At 66.1% G+C, this 16,082-nt stretch carries 19 protein-coding genes; 5 read left to right on the top strand and 14 right to left on the bottom strand.

The window, feature by feature from the left end:
• Positions 1-35: 35 nt before the first annotated feature.
• Genes J2X09_RS12455 through J2X09_RS12445 form a run of 3 tightly spaced genes read right to left on the bottom strand, consistent with a single transcriptional unit; the run spans position 36 to position 2,090 of the window.
• Positions 36-443, bottom strand: coding sequence for a MaoC family dehydratase (locus tag J2X09_RS12455; RefSeq protein ID WP_204733777.1), 408 nt, complete (start codon positions 441-443; stop codon positions 36-38).
• A 19-nt stretch (positions 444-462) separates the two neighbouring features.
• Positions 463-903, bottom strand: coding sequence for a MaoC family dehydratase N-terminal domain-containing protein (locus J2X09_RS12450; protein ID WP_204733778.1), 441 nt, complete (start codon positions 901-903; stop codon positions 463-465).
• Positions 904-905: 2 nt separating this feature from the next.
• Entirely contained in the window at positions 906-2,090 is a 1,185-nt protein-coding gene (locus tag J2X09_RS12445; protein WP_204733779.1) for a lipid-transfer protein, read from the bottom strand.
• A gap of 109 nt (positions 2,091-2,199) precedes the next feature.
• Between J2X09_RS12445 and J2X09_RS12440 the strand changes: the two genes are divergently transcribed.
• Entirely contained in the window at positions 2,200-3,234 is a 1,035-nt protein-coding gene (locus J2X09_RS12440) for an AraC family transcriptional regulator (protein WP_204733780.1), read from the top strand.
• A gap of 15 nt (positions 3,235-3,249) precedes the next feature.
• On the opposite strand, the gene J2X09_RS12435 is transcribed toward J2X09_RS12440, so the two are convergent.
• From J2X09_RS12435 to J2X09_RS12390, 10 genes are all read right to left on the bottom strand, one after another.
• Positions 3,250-4,242: a Bug family tripartite tricarboxylate transporter substrate binding protein gene (locus J2X09_RS12435; protein WP_204733781.1), complete on the bottom strand. Its 993-nt coding sequence runs from the start codon at positions 4,240-4,242 to the stop codon at positions 3,250-3,252.
• Between the two features lie 41 nt (positions 4,243-4,283).
• Entirely contained in the window at positions 4,284-5,072 is a 789-nt protein-coding gene (locus tag J2X09_RS12430; protein WP_204733782.1) for a cyclase family protein, read from the bottom strand.
• Between the two features lie 14 nt (positions 5,073-5,086).
• Positions 5,087-5,806, bottom strand: a complete 720-nt coding sequence (locus J2X09_RS12425) for a TetR/AcrR family transcriptional regulator (RefSeq protein WP_204733783.1) — start codon at positions 5,804-5,806, stop codon at positions 5,087-5,089.
• 90 nt (positions 5,807-5,896) lie between these two features.
• Entirely contained in the window at positions 5,897-6,751 is an 855-nt protein-coding gene (gene kynA / locus J2X09_RS12420) for a tryptophan 2,3-dioxygenase (protein ID WP_204733784.1), read from the bottom strand.
• Positions 6,751-8,028 carry a kynureninase gene (gene kynU / locus J2X09_RS12415; protein WP_204733785.1) on the bottom strand — a complete coding sequence of 426 codons (1,278 nt, stop codon included), beginning with the start codon at positions 8,026-8,028 and terminating at the stop codon, positions 6,751-6,753. The genes kynA and kynU overlap by 1 nt, the downstream gene beginning before the upstream one ends.
• Complete coding sequence (kynB, locus tag J2X09_RS12410) at positions 8,025-8,657, bottom strand: arylformamidase (protein ID WP_204733786.1); 633 nt, start codon at positions 8,655-8,657, stop codon at positions 8,025-8,027. Before kynB ends, kynU begins: the two co-directional genes overlap by 4 nt.
• A gap of 96 nt (positions 8,658-8,753) precedes the next feature.
• Positions 8,754-9,068 carry a YkgJ family cysteine cluster protein gene (locus tag J2X09_RS12405; RefSeq protein WP_204733787.1) on the bottom strand — a complete coding sequence of 105 codons (315 nt, stop codon included), beginning with the start codon at positions 9,066-9,068 and terminating at the stop codon, positions 8,754-8,756.
• Entirely contained in the window at positions 9,065-9,994 is a 930-nt protein-coding gene (locus tag J2X09_RS12400; RefSeq protein ID WP_204733788.1) for a class I SAM-dependent methyltransferase, read from the bottom strand. Before J2X09_RS12400 ends, J2X09_RS12405 begins: the two co-directional genes overlap by 4 nt.
• Positions 9,994-10,917, bottom strand: coding sequence for an ornithine carbamoyltransferase (gene argF, locus J2X09_RS12395; protein ID WP_310308398.1), 924 nt, complete (start codon positions 10,915-10,917; stop codon positions 9,994-9,996). Before argF ends, J2X09_RS12400 begins: the two co-directional genes overlap by 1 nt.
• A gap of 11 nt (positions 10,918-10,928) precedes the next feature.
• Positions 10,929-12,128 carry an aspartate aminotransferase family protein gene (locus tag J2X09_RS12390; protein ID WP_204733790.1) on the bottom strand — a complete coding sequence of 400 codons (1,200 nt, stop codon included), beginning with the start codon at positions 12,126-12,128 and terminating at the stop codon, positions 10,929-10,931.
• 268 nt (positions 12,129-12,396) lie between these two features.
• Between J2X09_RS12390 and J2X09_RS12385 the strand changes: the two genes are divergently transcribed.
• Together J2X09_RS12385 and J2X09_RS12380 are read left to right on the top strand one after the other, a co-directional pair.
• Positions 12,397-12,717: a DUF3579 domain-containing protein gene (locus tag J2X09_RS12385; protein ID WP_204733791.1), complete on the top strand. Its 321-nt coding sequence runs from the start codon at positions 12,397-12,399 to the stop codon at positions 12,715-12,717.
• 7 nt (positions 12,718-12,724) lie between these two features.
• Positions 12,725-13,081 (top strand): VOC family protein, encoded by a 357-nt coding sequence (locus J2X09_RS12380; RefSeq protein ID WP_204733792.1) that lies wholly within the window; start codon positions 12,725-12,727, stop codon positions 13,079-13,081.
• Between the two features lie 144 nt (positions 13,082-13,225).
• Here the strand turns inward: J2X09_RS12380 and rpsT are convergent, their stop codons facing one another.
• Complete coding sequence (rpsT, locus tag J2X09_RS12375; protein ID WP_204733793.1) at positions 13,226-13,525, bottom strand: 30S ribosomal protein S20; 300 nt, start codon at positions 13,523-13,525, stop codon at positions 13,226-13,228.
• Positions 13,526-13,629: 104 nt separating this feature from the next.
• On the opposite strand from rpsT, the gene murJ reads away from it, so the two are divergent.
• A complete protein-coding gene (gene murJ, locus J2X09_RS12370; RefSeq protein ID WP_204733794.1) occupies positions 13,630-15,189 on the top strand; it encodes a murein biosynthesis integral membrane protein MurJ in 1,560 nt (519 codons plus the stop codon).
• A gap of 32 nt (positions 15,190-15,221) precedes the next feature.
• The gene (locus tag J2X09_RS12365; RefSeq protein WP_204733795.1) at positions 15,222-16,079 is read left to right on the top strand and encodes a SirB1 family protein; all 858 of its coding nucleotides are present in this window, start codon (positions 15,222-15,224) and stop codon (positions 16,077-16,079) included.
• Positions 16,080-16,082: the final 3 nt, after the last annotated feature.

Genomic DNA, 16,082 nt, shown 5'->3' with positions numbered 1-16,082 from the left:
TGCGTTGTGTCCTCTTGCTGTCTGGAAGGCGTTGTTCAGGCCAGAGCCACGATGGCTTCGCCCACGATCTTGTTCTGGCCGTACTGGTTGGACGAGCTCACCGCCACGCGGGCGCAGGCCTCGCCGTCGATGTCCAACAGCTCGACCACCTCGCCGGTGCAGGTGATGGCGTTGCCCAGGTGCGTGATGCCGGCAAAGCGCGCGTCGTACTTGCGCAGGCGCGACTGCGGCGCCCATTGCGTGATGAGCCGGCCCACCCAGGCCATGCCCAGCATGCCCTGCGCGAACACGTCGGGCATGCCGGAGCGGCGCGCGAAGTCCAGGTCGATGTGGATGGGGTTGTGGTCGCCCGAGGCGCCGCCGAACAGCGCGAGCGTGGCGCGGTCCACCGGGGGCAGTTGAAGAGCGGGCAGGCGGTCGCCGACCTTGATCGATGTGGTCATGTGTGGGTCTCCCTCGGTGTCAGTGGCGGACGACGAGCACAGTGCGCAGTTCGGCGACGAGTTCCTCGCGCTGGTTCGTCACGCGCGAATCCTTCACGGCAAATTCGAGCTTGCCGCCCTTCTTGTCGTAGATGTCGGTGATGGTCGACTGCACCGTCACCGTGTCGCCCGCGCACACGGGCTTGAGGTAGCGGAAGGATTGCTCGCCGTGCAGCAGCTTGGCCAGCGGAATGTCCAGGTCGGCCAGCAGCTGGTCGTTGGCGCCGCTGTCGAGCTCGGCGGCGAACAGGAAGGTGGGCGGAGCGGGCACGTCGGCGTAGCCAGCGGCCTTCGCGGCGGCCGGGTCCACGTAGATCGGGTCTTTCTCGCCGATGGCCTTGGCGAAGAACTGCAGGCGGGTGCGGTCCACCGTGAGCACCGAGGGCTTGAGCTGGTAACCGATGAATTTCTTGTCGATCATGCTCAGACCTTTTCGTACATCGTCACCACGCAGGCACCGCCCAGGCCGAGGTTGTGTTGCAGCGCCAGCCGGGCGCCTTCCACCTGGCGCTTTTCGGCCTGACCGCGCAGCTGCTGCACGAGCTCGGTGCACTGCGCCAGGCCCGTGGCGCCCAGCGGGTGTCCCTTGGAGAGCAGGCCGCCTGAAGGGTTGGTGACGACCTGGCCGCCGTAGGTGTTGTCGCCGTCGTCCACGAACTTCTGCGCGCCGCCGCGTTCGCACAGGCCCAGCGCCTCGTAGCTCAACAGCTCGTTGTGCGCGAAGCAGTCGTGCAACTCCACCACCTGCACGTCCTTCGGGCCCACGCCGGCTTCGGCGTACACCTTCTCGGCGCAGGCCTTGGCCATGCTGAAGCCCACCACCTCGCGCATGTCCTTCGCCCCGAAGGTGGCGGGGCCGTCGGTGGTCATGGCCTGCGCGCGGATGCGCACCGACGTGTTCAGGCCGTGCTGCTTCGCGAAGGCCTCGGAACACACGATGGCCGCAGCCGAACCGCAGGTGGGTGGGCAGGCCATGAGGCGTGTCATCACGCCCGGCCACATCACCGGCGTGTTCATCACTTCCTCTTCCGTCACCACGGTGCGGAACAGCGCCAGGGGGTTGTTGGACGCGTGGCGGCTGGCCTTGGCGCGGATCTTCGCGAAGGTGTTCAGCGGCGTGCCGAACTCCTGCATGTGCGCCAGGCCGGCGCCACCAAAGTAGCGCAGCGCCAGCGGAATCTCACCGTGGCCCACCAGCTCTTCGGTGGCTTCGTCGAAACGCTCGAAGGCGCTCGCGCGGTCCTTGAACACCGAACCCAGCGCGCCGGGGTTCATCTGCTCGAAGCCCAGCGCCAGCACGCAGTCGGCCGCGCCGCTCATCACCGCCTGCCGTGCGAGAAAGAGCGCGGTGGAGCCGGTGGAGCAGTTGTTGTTCACGTTGACGACGGGGATGCCCGTCATGCCCACCTCGTACAACGCGCGCTGGCCGGCGGTGGAGTCGCCGTACACATAGCCCACGTAGGCCTGCTGCACCTTGCCGTAGTCCAGCCCGGCGTCGCGCAGCGCGGCGTTCACCGCCTTGGCGGCCATTTGCGGATAGGGCTCGCTCGCCCCCGGTTTGGTGAACGGCACCATGCCGACACCGACGACATACACGTCTTGCTTCATGAACGTTCCTTTGCGCAGTGGTTCCCGGGGGCCGGAAAACTTGTGTTGAAAACGAGGCGGATGCTAGGCTTCGCCCCATTTCCTGGCGATTGCCAGACACCTTGAAACCATGGCAAAAGACCTCAAACGCGGTAAACCTCGGGAAAACCCGGGTGCCTTTATTGCCCCTGTTTTCGTGTTCGGCATGCTCTCCGGCCTGGAAGGCAAAGACGTGGACGTGGATGGCTATCTACGTCAAGTTGGGGTGAACCCGCAGGCGCTGCGCACCCCGGGCGATCCCGGGGTGACCCCCATGCAGTACGTGGCCCTTTTCTATGCCTTGCTCAACGACATGCAGGACGAGTGCATGGGCCTGTTCTCGCGCCCGTTCAAGCCCGGCAGCTTCGCGCTGACGGCGCGCGAAGGCCTCTCCGCCGCAGACCTGCGGCACGCCCTCAAACGCATGAGCAAAGCCCTGAACCTGCTGCAGGACGACATCACCTTCTCGCTGCAGACCAACGGCGACGAGGCCGGTCTGCACATGCAGACGATCGACCCCGTCACCCCCACGCCGGTGTTCGCGCAGGAGACCATGGTGCGCGTGCTCTGGCGCCTGGCGGCCTGGCTGCTGAACAAGCCGCTGCCGGTGCTGCACTTCGATTTCACCTACCCCGAACCGGAGGACCAGAAGGGCTACAACCTGGTGTTTCCTGCGCCACGGCGCTATGCGCAGCCCAGCTTCGGCTTCTGGTTCCAGGCCTCGGAGCTGGACACGCCGGTGAGCCGCGACGAGCATGCGCTGCGCATCTTCCTCACCGATGCGTACACGCAGATCATTTCGCCGCCGCGCGACTTCGGTGCCGTGGCGCAGAAGGTGCGCAACCACCTCATGCGCAGCTACCCGCAGTGGCCCACGCTGGAAGCCGTGGCCGAGCAACTGCACACCACACCGTCCACGCTGCAGCGGCACCTGAAGGAAGAGCACACCTCACTGCAATGGCTCAAGGACGACCTGCGGCGCGACCTCGCCATCTCGCGCCTGTCCACGTCGCGCGTGTCGCTCGTGCAGCTGGCGAGCGAACTGGGCTTCAGCGACAGCCCCACCTTCCAGCGCGCGTTCAAGCGCTGGACGGGGAAGCATTGCGGGGCTTATCGGCGGCGATGAGGCTCGCGCTCCCCCTTACTCGACCCGGATGTTCTGGCGCTTGATGACCTCGCCCCACTTGCGTGTCTCGGCCTTCATGAAGGCGTCGAACTGCTCGGGCGTGCCGCCCGCGGGTTTGAGCGACTGCTCGTCCAGGAATTTCTGGAACTCGGGTGACTTGAGCGCCGCGTTCACGCCGCCGTTGAGCTTGCTCACCACATCGGCGGGAACACCGGCCGGCGCCAGCAGGCCGACCCAGGAGTGCGCCTCGAAATCGCGGTAGGTGTCGCTCACCGGTGGCACGTCGGGCAGCGCGGGGATGCGCTCGCGCGAGGTCACGGCCAGGGCGCGCATCTTGCCCGCGCGGATGTGTGCCAGCACCGAGGTGACGCTCACGAACATCACCTGCACCTGACCACCCAGCACATCGGTGATGGCCGGTGCACCACCTTTGTAGGGCACATGGTTGAACGACGCGCCGGAGGTCGCCTTGAACAGCTCCGTGGTGAGGTGGTTGGAGCTGCCCGCACCGGTGGACGCGTAGTGCAGCGTGTCGGGCCGGGCCTTGGCCAGATCGACCAGTTCGCGCAGGCTGTTGGCCGGCACCGAGGGGTGGACCACCAGCACCAGCGGCGAGGTCGCGATCAGCGCGATGGGCTTGAGGTCTTTCTCCGAATCGAAGCCCAGCTTGTACAGCAGCGGGTTGACGGCATGCGTGTCGAAGGCGGTCAGCAGCGTGTAGCCGTCGGCCTTCGAGCGCGCCACCTGCGTGGCGCCGATGGAGCCACCTGCGCCGGCCTTGTTCTCCACCACCAGGGGCTGGCCCAGCGTGGCGCTGAGTTCGGTGTTCAGTTTGCGGGTGACGTTGTCCACGATGCCACCCGCAGGGAAGGGGACCACCACCTGGATCGGCCTGTTCGGGTAAGCGCCCGATTGCGCCAGGGCGCTCAGGGGCAGGCTGGCAGCGAGGGCGAGCGCGCCCGCCACCACGGTGCGGCGGCGGGTGACGGGCAGGGAAGCGTTGCGCATGGGAATGTCTCCTGGTTGTTCGTGAAAGAGAAAAGAGGGGGTCAGTCGTTGAGAATGGCGACCGCTCGGACCCAGCCTGCCGAGCCGTGCTTGATCTTGATGGGGAAGCAGCTCACGTCGAAGCCGTGGGGAGGCAACTGGTCCAGGTTGGAGAGCTTCTCCATCTGGTAGTAGCCAATGTCGCGGCCTGCCTTGTGGCCTTCCCAGATGATCGAAGGGTCGCCGTCGCGCTGGAAGCGTTCCACCACGAACTTGAAGGCCGCGTCCCAGCTGTAGGAGTCGGTGCCGACCACACGCACGCCGCGTTCCAGCAGGTAGAGCGTGGCCGCGCGGCCGAAGCCGCAGGCACTCTCCCAATAGTCTTCCTGGCCCTGGCGCGTACCGGCACGCGTGTTCGCCACCACGATGTCCAGCGGTTGCAGTTCATGCCCAATGCGTTTGAGTTCGGCCTCGATGTCCTGCGGGGTGACGACATAGCCGGCCTCGAAGTGGCGGAAGTCCAGCTTCACGCCGGGGCGCAGACACCAGTCCAGCGGCACTTCGTCGATGCCCGGCGCGGGGCGGCCGCCGTCCTGCAGGGCATGGTCCGTGGTTGGGTGGTAGTGCCAGGGCGCGTCCATGTGCGTGCCCGCGTGGGTGGACAGTGAGATTTTTTCCACCGCCCATGCCTTGCCATCCGGCAGAGATTCGGGACCGATGCCGGGGAACAGTCGGGAGAACAGCTCCCAGGATTGGTCGTGGTCCGCGTACTGGATCTGCGGCCGGTGGTGGCTGGGCGAGGTGGGCTTGTCTTCCAGCGTGACGGAAAGATCGATGATGCGACGGGGCATGGGTGGGGTTCTCTTCAGGTTTCGAAGGGGACGGTGCCGGGCTTCGCCGGTGCACGGGCGCGCATGCCGGCGACCACGAACGCGGTCAGCTGTTGGATGATGGTGTCGGGGTTGTCCGTGTCGCACAGGCCGCCCGAGATGCGGTTGAGCCGGTGGTTGGCTGCATCCGAGTCGGTGACGATGTAATGCATGGCACCGATGGCGAAGGCGTAGCGCCAGAAGGCCTCTTCCTTGCCCAGGCCGGGCTCCGTGTCCATCATGGCCTGCACGAACAGCACGGCGGTGTCGTCGTACTGCTGGAAGATGGTGGCGGTGGTGAACTCGCTGGGCAGCGCCCGCGTCTGCAGGATGAGGCGCGGCACCAGGCGTCCGTCGCCCATGGCATCGAAGCTCAGGCGGATCGGCGGGGCCACCAGCGCCTCCACCACATGCTCCAGGGTGCGGCGCGGGGCGGGCGGGGCCGCGTCCAGCAGTTCGCGGCGCATGCGGTTCACAGGGTCGGACACCGACTGCAGCACCTCACGGATCAGCGCTTCCTTCGAGCCGAAGTGGTAGTGGATCGCTGCCACGTTGGCGCCGCTCGCGGTGGTGATTTCTTTCAGGGAAACCGCTTCGAACCCGCGCGTGGCAAAGGCGCGCAAGGCGGCCGTGACGATCTTCGAGCGGGTGGAATCCGCGGCTTTGCTTGCCGCGGGCTCGGCGGTTTGGGGGCGGGTCGGTGTTCTGGTGGTCATTTCAAATTCAAATTTGAATTTGAAATGTATATTTGAAATGGAATCGACGTTATGGGGTTTACCCCGGGCGTAGGGGGGAGCGGGCGCGTGTCAGAGGTCCGTGCGCAACCGCCAGATCTCCGGGAACAGCACCACATCGAGCATCTTGCGCAGGTAGCTCACGCCGCCCGTGCCGCCGGTGCCGCGCTTGAAGCCGATGACGCGCTCCACCGTGGTGACATGGCGGAAGCGCCAGAGGCGGAAGGCGTCTTCCAGGTCGGTGAGTTCTTCGCCGAGCTGGTACAGGTCCCAGTGCTCGTTGGGGCTGCGGTAGACCTGCAGCCACGCTTCTTCGACGGCGTCGCTGGCTTCATAGGGTTGCGTCCAGTCGCGTTGCGTGTGGCTGGCGGGCACGGGAAGGCCGCGCCGCTCAAGCAGGCGAAGGGCTTCGTCGTACAGGGACGGGGCTTCGTAGGCGGCCTTCACGGCGGCGAGGCGCTCGGGGCTGTGTTCGTGCGGCTTGAGCATGGCTGCGTTCTTGTTGCCCATGGCGAATTCGATGCAGCGGTACTGGTGGCTCTGGAAACCGCTGGACTGCGCCAGGTAGGGCCGCAGCGCGCTGTATTCGGGCGGGGTCATGGTGGCGAGCACGTCCCAGGCGTGCACCAGCTGTTCCATGATTTTCGAGACGCGCGCGAGCATCTTGAACGCGGGCTGCAGTTCGTCCTTCGCGATGTGCGCGATGGCGGCCCGCAGCTCGTGCAGCATGAGCTTCATCCAGAGTTCGCTGGTCTGGTGCTGCACGATGAAGAGCATTTCGTCGTGCGCGGGCGAGAGGGGTTTCTGCGCATTGAGGATGGCGTCGAGCTGCAGGTAGTCCCCATAGCTCATGTCGCGGCTGAAGTCGAGCTGCGCACCTTCTTCGCGCACGATGTCTTCGGGCTTGTGGTGAGGGCAGCTGCTCATCACGTCACCGCATGCTTCTGGTTGAACTCGGGGCGTCGCCACTCACCCGTCTGCAGCACCTGGTGCAGGTGGTCGACGGCGTGCCACACGTCTTCGAACCCGATGTACAGCGGCGTGAAGCCGAAGCGCAGGATGTCTTTGTGGCGATCGCCGTCGCCCGCGCGGAAGTCGCCCACCACGCCGCGTGCGATGAGGGCCTGCACGATGGCGTAGGCGCCCTCTGCCCGCGTCAAACAGACCTGCGAACCGCGCTGCGCGTGGTCCATGGGGGTGGCCAGGCCCAGGCCATGTCCTTCGCAGCGCTCGCGCACCAGAGAGATGAAGAGGTCGGTGAGCGCGAGGGACTTGCGGCGCAGCGCGGCCATGCCGCCGTGCGTCTCGGCGGCGAGCAGGGTATCCACGCCGCATTCGAGTGCGGCGAGGCTGATCATGGGCTGGGTGCCGCACTGGTAACGGGTGATGCCGGGCGCGGGCCGGTAGTCGGGCGTGAATTCAAAGGGGGTGGCATGCCCCCACCAGCCGGCCAGCGGCTGCCAGAACCGATCGGCGTGCTTCGGATTCACCCACACGAAGGCGGGTGCGCCAGGCCCGCCGTTAAGGTACTTGTAGCCGCAACCCACAGCGTAGTCGGCGTTGGCGGCGGTGAGGTCCACCGGCACGGCGCCCGCGCTGTGTGCCAGGTCCCAGAGCATGAGCGCGCCGGTGGACTGCGCTGCGGCGGTCACGGCGGGCATGTCGTGCATGGCGCCTGTGCGGTAGTTCACATGGGTGAGCATGAGCACCGCCACGTCGCGCGTGAGCGCGGCGGAAATCTCTTCGGGTTCCACCAGCACCAGCTCGAAGCCGCGTTCGCGGCACAGGGCTTGTGCGATGTAGAGGTCGGTCGGGAAGTTGCTGCGCTCGCTCACGATGCGCTTGCGCCCAGGACTGTCCGCCTCGGCCAGGTGCATGGCGGCGGAGAGCACCTTGAAGAGGTTGACGGAGGTGCTGTCGGTGGCCACGACGGTGCCGGGCGCCGCGCCGATGAGGCGCGCGATCTTGTCGCCCACCTGGCCGGGCTTGGAGAACCAGCCGTGCTTGTTCCAGCTCTGGATGAGGTCGGTGCCCCATTCGAGCGTCACCACTTCGGCCACGCGCGCGGGCGCGCTGCGCGGCATCACGCCGAGCGAGTTGCCGTCGAGGTAGATGGTGCCGTGGGGAATGTGGAAGAGCTCGCGCAGGGAGAGCAGCGGGTCTTGCGCGTCGAGCGCGCGGCAGTCTTGCAGGGTGATGGTCATGGCAGGGAGCGAAGGACGGCACGCACGGGGCTGGCGTCGGCGGTGGTGAGTTTCAGGGGCAGGGCGATGAGTTCGTAGTCGCCTTCGGGCACATCGTCGAGCAGCAGGTTCTCCAGCACGCGCAGGCCGCGCCGGCGGATGGTCTGGTGGCTGTCGAGTGTCTTGCTGCTGGCCGGGTCGATGCTGGCGCTGTCGATGCCGATCAGCTTCACGCCGAGGTCGGCGAGCTGTTCGACGGTCTCTGGCGCGAAGGCGGGGAGTGCGTCGTCGAACCGGTCTTGCGGTTGCCGGTCATACACGCGCACGAGCACACGTTCCGGAAGACCCGCCCATGCGTGCGCGAGGTGCTCGGGCTTGACCAATGGGCCGCAGCCGATGGCATGGATGACGCGGCAGGGGCCGAGAAAGGCCTCGAGCGAGACCTCGCCGATGGGGGCACCGTCGGCGTCGTAGTGCAGCGGCGCATCAGCGTGCGCGCCCACGTGCGGTGACATCGTGATGGCACTGACGTTGACCGGGCAGCCGGGGCCGATGGTGGCCGCCCATTGCTGCGAGTAGGCGGTGTCACCCGGGAAAACGGGCGCGCCAGCGTGGACCGGCGGGGAGATGTCCCAGAGCTGCTTCTTCATGGTGCGTTGAAGGTAGCACCCTGAAAAAAACCATGGTGTCGGTTATTGCCAACAGGCTTCAAAAATTGTTGAGGCCTGAAATAAATGGCGGCGCTGTCAGCCCCTGCCGTCGAGCGCGGGCAGGCCGTGGCGCTGGCGTGCCCGGCCGCAGGCGTCGCTGCCTTCCTCGAACTCGCGGCAGGGGGAGGGCCGCCATTCGTAGATGCCGCAGATGGCCTTCTGGCCGACCTTGCCGGTGAGCGCCGCACAGCGCGGCGGTGAATGGTCGGTGCCGCGCATGCGGGCGGTGCTGTCTGTCACGTCCACCGCCAGGCCACCGGGCACGCTGCCGCCCATGTCTTCCGTTTCATGGATGGAAAAATCGACGCGGAAGCAGGCGCAGCACGCACCGCAGCTGGTGCAGGCGCTCATGCGTTGCGGGGCGCCACGGGCGGCGCGCGGTAGACCAGCACCTTGAGCGCGCGCTCGGGCGCGGCATCCGCAAAAGCGTCGGGGTTGGGCAGGCGCTGTTCGAACACGAGTTCGGGTGCGGCTTCCTGCATCTGTTCCTGCAGGAACCCGGGACTCAGCTCGGGTGCGTTGAGACACAGGAGTGCATGGCCTTCCGGCAACAAGAGATCGGGCAGGCGACGCATGAGACGCAGGTAGTCCTTGGTAGCAACGAAGCTGCCCTTCTGGAAACTCGGCGGGTCGACGATGACCAGGCCGTAAGGGCCGCTGCGGGTGATCTTGCCCCAGGTCTTGAAGATGTCGTGCGCGAGAAAACCCGCCTTGCCCTGCAGGCCGTTGAGCGCGTGGTTCTGCTGGCCGATGGCGATGGCGCCGCCGCTCATGTCGACATTGACCACCTGCTTCGCGCCGGCTTGCAGCGCCACCACCGAAAACGCGCAGGTGTAGGCGAACAGATTGAGCACCTTGCAGCCCAGGGCGTGCTCACGCACCCATTGCCGGCCTTCTGCCATGTCCAGGAACAGGCCATGGTTCTGGCCGCGCAGCACGTGCACCAGGTAGCGCGCGCCGCGTTCGCTCACCACATGCGGTTCCGGCACGGTACCGGCCATGAGATGGGTGTTCGTGCGGCCTTCATGCCGGCACTGGAAGACCCAGTTCAGCGGCTCGCCGGGCGCAACCTCGGCCCAGCGCCGGGACAGCGCAGCGTCCAGAGTGAGCAGCGTGGCATCGTCCACGGGCTTGAAGCTGGTGAGCACCCAGACCGGCGGGAAGGCGTCCAGCGTCCATTGTTCGCAGCCAGGGTACAGGCCACCCCGGCCGTGGAACACGCGCCGGGCGTCGGTGTGGGGTTCGATGCGCGCGATGGCATCGAGCAGGGCCTGCATCAGGCCAGGCGGCCGAGCAGCAGGTATTCCATGAGGGCCTTCTGCACGTGCATGCGGTTCTCGGCCTCGTCCCAGACGACGGATTGCGGGCCGTCGATCACCTCGGCGCTGACTTCCTCGCCACGGTGCGCGGGCAGGCAGTGCATGAAGAGCGCGTCGGGCTGGGCGGCTCGCATCATGTCCTCGTCCACGCACCAGCGCTTGAAGGCTTCGCGGCGCACCTCGTTCTCGGCCTCGAAGCCCATGCTGGTCCACACGTCGGTGGTGACGAGGTGCGCGCCCTTGCAGGCTTCACGCGGGTCCTTGAACACCTTGTAGCAGTCGCGGTGGCCGATGCCCGCGAGCACGGGGTCGACCTCGTAGCCACCGGGTGTGCTCACGTGCACCGTGAAGCCCAGCAACTCGGCGGCCTGCAGCCAGGTGTTGGCCATGTTGTTGCCATCGCCCACCCAGGCCACCACCTTGCCCTGGATCGATCCACGCTGTTCGATGAACGTGAAGATGTCGGCCAGGATCTGGCAGGGGTGGAACTCGTTCGTGAGGCCGTTGATGACGGGCACGCGCGAGTGCGCGGCGAAGGCTTCGATCTTGCTCTGCTCGAAGGTGCGGATCATCACGATGTCGACCATGCGGCTGATCACGCGGGCACTGTCTTCGATGGGCTCGGCGCGGCCCAGCTGGCTGTCGCCGGTGGTGAGGTGCACCACCGAGCCGCCCATCTGGTACATGCCGGCCTCGAAGCTCACCCGGGTGCGCGTACTGGCCTTCTCGAAGATCATGGCCAGTGTGCGGTCGGGGTCGGCGAAGGGCTGGTACTTCTCCACCGCCTTGAACTTGCGCTTGATGAAGGCCGCGCGTTCAAAGAGATAGGCGTACGTGGCGGCGTCGAAGTCCTTGAACTGCAGGTAGTGCGGGATCGTCATGGCGGGCGGGGTCATTCGGCCAGGAAGGCGTGGATCAGCGGCAGCAGGATGGCGGCGACTTCGTCGGCCTCGGCGGTGGTCATGATCAGCGGTGGCACCATGCGGATGACGCTGTCGGCCGTGACCGAGAGCAGCAGCCCGGCATCGGCTGCGCGCTGGGTGAGCACGCCGCAGGGCTTGGTGAGCTCGATGCCGATCATCAGGCCCTGGCCACGGATTTCCTTTACACCAGCCCTGCCGATGAGGTCTTTCTCGAGCACGGTGCGCAGGTGTTCGCCGACGCGGGCGGCATTTTCCAGCAGGCCTTCTTCTTCCATGATGCGGATCGTTTCGACGCCCGCGCGCATGGCCAGCGGGTTGCCGCCAAAGGTGGTGCCGTGATTGCCGGGCTGGAAGATGTTCGCGGCCTTGGGGCCGGCCACCACCGCACCGATCGGCACGCCCGAGCCCAGGCCTTTGGCCAGGGGCATCACGTCGGGCACGATGCCCGCCCACTGGTGGGCGAACCACTTGCCGGTGCGGCCCATGCCGCATTGCACCTCGTCGATCATGAGCAGCCAGTCGTTGGCGTCGCACAGGGCGCGCACGTCCTTGAGGTACTGCGCGCGCATCGGGTTCACGCCGCCTTCACCCTGGATGGTCTCGAAGAACACGGCGACGATGTTCGGGTTGCCGGCCGTGGCCTTCTTCAGCGAGTCGATGTCGTTGAGCGGCACGCGGATGAAACCGTCCACCAGCGGGCCGAAACCGGCCTGCACCTTCGGGTTGCCCGTGGCCGAGAGGGTGGCGATGGAGCGGCCGTGGAAGGCCTTGTCGTAGACCACGATCTCCGGGCGCTCGATGCCCTTGTCATGCCCGTACTTGCGCGCCAGCTTGAGCGCGGCCTCGTTGGCTTCCAGGCCGGTGCTGCAGAAGAACACGTTGGTCAGGCCCGAGCGCTCCACCAGCAGCTGGGCCAGCTTTTCCTGGTCAGGCACGTGGTAGTAGTTGCTGGAATGGATCAGTTTGGCCACCTGGTCCTGCAGGGCAGGCACCAGTTTGGGGTGGGCGTGGCCCAGGGTGTTCACGGCGATGCCGCCCAGCGCGTCCAGGTATTCCTTGCCGTTCGTGTCCCACAGACGGCAGCCACGGCCATGCGACATCGCGATCGGCAGACGGCCGTAGGTGTTCATCACGTGGGGCGAGGCGGCGGGCTTGGGGGCGGCGTTCATGCAGGGACTCCGTTGGGAAGGGCCAAAAAGAAAGCGGCTCAACGCAGGTTGAGCCGTTGAAGCGCGATTTTAGGGGCAGCGGGTGGGCATCATCATTGCTTGTTCGGCATCGAAGAAATGCGCTACCGTGTCCGCCCGCCGCCCGGGTTATCCCGGGTCCCAAGTCTTATATAAGATAGAATACCTGCCTCTTGCCCCGGTGAGCGATCCTCGGTCCGGCGGTGGTATGTTCCCAGTCGAGCCCTCCATCCGAAGGCCTCCCCACCGAATGGTTTCACCGACAGCCAAACAAGTCTTCATCCAGGGCGTCACGAAGGACGGTCGCACCTTCCGCCCGAGTGACTGGGCCGAGCGCCTGGCCGGGGTGATGAGCTCTTTCCGTCCCGGTGGGGCCACCCCGGGCAGCCACCTGAGCTACTCTCCCTGGTGCGTGCCCAACAACATCAATGGCATCAAGTGCGTGGTGGTGCACACCGACCTGCGGGAATCCGAGCCCATGGCCTGGGACTTCTGCATGAATTTCGCGCGCGACAACGGCCTGCAGGTGGTCGAGGCCTGCCTGTTGCCCGACCCACCCCAGTCCACCTGAAATCCGCATGGGCCTTCGAGGACGCGACCGTCAGGTCGACAACATCGAGTTCAACGTCAGCGACATCGCGCGAAGCAAGGCTTTCTATGGCGCGGTGTTTGGCTGGGCGTTTACCGACTATGGGCCGGCGTACACCGAATTCAGCGACGGTCGGCTCACGGGCGGTTTCACCACCGGTGAGGCGGTCCGACCGGGTGGCCCGCTGGTCATCCTGTATGCCGATGATCTGGAGGCAACCCAGCAACGGGTCGAGGCCGCAGGTGCGCCCATCAGCCGTGGCATCTTCGCCTTTCCCGGGGGCCGTCGTTTCCACTTCATCGATCCCGACGGGTACGAGCTCGCGGTCTGGTCCGCAGTCGGGTAGATCTGCGGGGGGCAGGCCCGAACCGACCGGGCAACAAAAAAGCCGTCTTGCGACGGCTTTTTTGCTTTTGCTGGCAGCGCACCCGTTTCAAACGGCGGGCCGCTGGGGCCCGGGCTGAGGGTCTGGCTGGGCCAGACCGGGGGATCAGGCAGCGGCGGCTGCGAGGCCCTTGACCTTGGCCGACAGGCGGCTCTTGTCGCGCGCGGCCTTGTTCTTGTGGAAGATGCCCTTGTCGGCGACGATGTCGACCACTTGTTGCATCTTGGCGAACAGTTCGGTCGCCTTGGCTTTGTCACCGGTCAGAACGGCTTTTTCAACGTTCTTGACGGCGGTGCGGTATTTGGAGCGCAGCGAGCTGTTGGCTGCGTTGAGTTTGACGTCCTGGCGGGCGCGTTTGCGGCCGGATGCCAGGCGGGGGTTCTTTTTCTTCGGCTTGGTTGCCATGGTGAGTTCCTTCGGTGTTTGGGGATGATGCCAGCAAAGCCCGCGATTTTAGCACGGCCGCCCCGGGTGACAAGGTGGGGGGCCCCGGTCGTTACACTCCCCGCGTGACCCTGTTCAAGTCCGCCTCCCTCGTCTCGCTGCTTACCCTGGCATCCCGCATCACCGGCCTGGTGCGTGAACTGCTGATGGCAGCGACCTTCGGCGCCAGCGCGCTGACCGACGCCTTCAACGTCGCTTTCCGCATTCCCAACCTGCTGCGCCGGCTGTTTGCCGAGGGTGCGTTCAGTCAGGCCTTCGTGCCCGTGCTGGCAGGCGTGCGTGAGAAGGAGGGCGATGACGCCACCCGCGTGCTGGTGAACCAGATCGCCACCGTGCTGGCCTGGGCGCTCACCGCCACCTGCGTGCTCGGCGTGCTGGGCGCGCCCGTGCTGGTGTGGGCCATGGCCAGCGGGCTGAGCGACGCCGGATTCGACGCCGCCGTGTTCATGACGCGCTGGATGTTTCCCTACATTGCTTTCATGTCCTTTGTGGCGCTGTCGGCGGGCATCCTGAACACCTGGAAGCGCTTCGCGGTGCCGGCGGCCACGCCGGTGCTGCTCAATGTGGCGATGATCGCCGCAGCTGGCTGGGGGGCACCCTGGTTCGCCACGCTGGGCATCGAGCCGATCTTTGCCATGGCAGGCGGTGTGCTGCTGGGTGGTTGCCTGCAGTTGGGTGTGCAGATTCCCGCGCTGCGCCGGCTGGGCCTGCTGCCGCGCATCGGCCTGCGCTGGTCGAGCCTGAAGACCGCCTGGATCCACCCCGGGACCCGCCGGGTGACCACACTGATGCTACCGGCGCTGCTGGGCGTGAGCGTGGCGCAGATTTCCCTGCTGATCAACACGCAGATCGCGTCCCACCTCGGTGCGGGTAGCGTGAGCTGGCTGACCTATGCCGATCGCCTGATGGAGTTCCCCACGGCCATGCTGGGCGTGGCGCTGGGCGTGGTGCTGTTGCCGCAGCTGGCGGCGGCCAAGGCGGCAGACGACACGGACCGTTACAGCAACCTGCTGGACTGGGGCCTGCGCCTGGTGGTGCTGCTCGCCGTGCCCTGTGCGGTGGCGCTGCTGACATTCGCACAGCCGCTGGTAGCTGTGCTCTATCACTATGGCGCTTTCACCGCCGCTGACGTGCAGCGCACGGCCACCGCCCTGATGGGTTACGGAGCGGGTCTGATCGGACTGGTGGCCATCAAGGTGCTGGCTCCCGGCTTCTATGCGCGGCAGGACATCCGCACGCCAGTGAAGATCGCCATCGGTGTGCTGGTGCTCACGCAATTGCTCAACCTGCTGCTGGTGCCCCGGCTGGCGCACGCCGGGCTGGCCCTGGCGATCGGCATCGGTGCCATGGTGAACGCATTGTTCCTGCTGATGGGCCTGATCCGCCGCGGAGCCTACAGGCCCTCGCCGGGCTGGGCACGATTCGGCATGCAGGTGCTCGCCGCCAGTGCCTTGCTGGCGGTGTTTCTCATGTGGGTGGCCTCCCATTTCGACTGGCTGGCTTTTGACGGCCAGGCCTTGCAGCGCGTGGGTTTGCTCACCCTGTGCGTGCTGGGTGCGATGCTGATCTACTTCCTTACGCTGTTGCTTGCGGGTTTGAACTTGAGGCAGTTCATCAGAAAATGACGTAACCTGCGGTTTGCAGATACCCACTCACCATGCCGACCGCTTACGAATACCCCGCGCCAACCCCACTGGGCTATTTCGCCGCTCTGGTGGGGGATGACGATGCACTGCCACTGTTCGAGGCGGCCACGTCCATCGCGCAGGACGAATACCCCGATCTCGACGTGCAGCAGGTGCTGGGCGATGTGGACCAGATGCTGGCCCGCGTGCGCCGGCGGTGCGCCGCCGATGCCGGCCCGTTACAGCGGCTGCGCACACTGAATCAGTTCTTTTTCCGGGACATGGGCTTTGGCGGCAACGTCAACAACTATTACGACCCCGACAACAGCTTTCTCAACGCCGTGTTGCGCACGCGCCGCGGCATCCCGATCACGCTCGCGGTGCTCTGGCTTGAACTCGCGCAGGGGCTGGGACTGAAGGCAAAAGGGGTCAATTTTCCCGGACACTTCATGGTCAAGGTGAACCTGCCGAACGGGCAGGTGGTGATCGACCCGTTCACGGGCCAGTCGCTCAGCCGCGAAGACCTGTCGGAGCGGCTCGAACCGTACAAGCGGCGCAATGGCCTGGTGGACGATTTCGACGTCCCGGTGGGCCTGTACCTGCAAGCCGCCACGCCGCGCGATATCCTGGCGCGCCTGCTGCGCAACCTGAAGGAAATCCACCGCACCCAGGAAGACTGGCTGCGCCTCATCGCCGTGCTGGACCGACTGCTCATCCTGCTGCCGGACGCCTGGATCGAGTACCGCGACCGGGGTCTGGCCTGGGCCGAGATGGGCGATGTGCGGCTGGCCGTGGCCGATCTCGAGACGTACGTGGAACACGCAGATGACGCGCTGGACCGCGAGACCATTTCCCACCGCTTGCAGGAACTGCGCCGCGCACCCAACTGAATC

It is taken from the genome of Hydrogenophaga laconesensis (assembly GCF_031457235.1).
Lineage (GTDB): Bacteria > Pseudomonadota > Gammaproteobacteria > Burkholderiales > Burkholderiaceae_C > Hydrogenophaga > Hydrogenophaga laconesensis.
Note: the sequence above shows the minus strand (reverse complement) of the source record. Positions and strands in the feature narration are given on the sequence as shown.

Coding starts and splice junctions, on each gene's coding strand:
- J2X09_RS12445 (WP_204733779.1), bottom strand. CDS start 2,090: ATGAAGCAAGACGTGTATGTCGTCGGTGTCGGCATGGTGCCGTTCACC.
- kynB (WP_204733786.1), bottom strand. CDS start 8,657: ATGAAGAAGCAGCTCTGGGACATCTCCCCGCCGGTCCACGCTGGCGCG.
- J2X09_RS12425 (WP_204733783.1), bottom strand. CDS start 5,806: ATGACCACCAGAACACCGACCCGCCCCCAAACCGCCGAGCCCGCGGCA.
- J2X09_RS12365 (WP_204733795.1), top strand. CDS start 15,222: ATGCCGACCGCTTACGAATACCCCGCGCCAACCCCACTGGGCTATTTC.
- kynA (WP_204733784.1), bottom strand. CDS start 6,751: ATGAGCAGCTGCCCTCACCACAAGCCCGAAGACATCGTGCGCGAAGAA.
- J2X09_RS12455 (WP_204733777.1), bottom strand. CDS start 443: ATGACCACATCGATCAAGGTCGGCGACCGCCTGCCCGCTCTTCAACTG.
- kynU (WP_204733785.1), bottom strand. CDS start 8,028: ATGACCATCACCCTGCAAGACTGCCGCGCGCTCGACGCGCAAGACCCG.
- J2X09_RS12390 (WP_204733790.1), bottom strand. CDS start 12,128: ATGAACGCCGCCCCCAAGCCCGCCGCCTCGCCCCACGTGATGAACACC.
- J2X09_RS12435 (WP_204733781.1), bottom strand. CDS start 4,242: ATGCGCAACGCTTCCCTGCCCGTCACCCGCCGCCGCACCGTGGTGGCG.
- J2X09_RS12440 (WP_204733780.1), top strand. CDS start 2,200: ATGGCAAAAGACCTCAAACGCGGTAAACCTCGGGAAAACCCGGGTGCC.
- J2X09_RS12430 (WP_204733782.1), bottom strand. CDS start 5,072: ATGCCCCGTCGCATCATCGATCTTTCCGTCACGCTGGAAGACAAGCCC.
- rpsT (WP_204733793.1), bottom strand. CDS start 13,525: ATGGCAACCAAGCCGAAGAAAAAGAACCCCCGCCTGGCATCCGGCCGC.
- J2X09_RS12385 (WP_204733791.1), top strand. CDS start 12,397: ATGGTTTCACCGACAGCCAAACAAGTCTTCATCCAGGGCGTCACGAAG.
- J2X09_RS12450 (WP_204733778.1), bottom strand. CDS start 903: ATGATCGACAAGAAATTCATCGGTTACCAGCTCAAGCCCTCGGTGCTC.
- argF (WP_310308398.1), bottom strand. CDS start 10,917: ATGACGATCCCGCACTACCTGCAGTTCAAGGACTTCGACGCCGCCACG.
- J2X09_RS12405 (WP_204733787.1), bottom strand. CDS start 9,068: ATGAGCGCCTGCACCAGCTGCGGTGCGTGCTGCGCCTGCTTCCGCGTC.
- J2X09_RS12380 (WP_204733792.1), top strand. CDS start 12,725: ATGGGCCTTCGAGGACGCGACCGTCAGGTCGACAACATCGAGTTCAAC.
- J2X09_RS12400 (WP_204733788.1), bottom strand. CDS start 9,994: ATGCAGGCCCTGCTCGATGCCATCGCGCGCATCGAACCCCACACCGAC.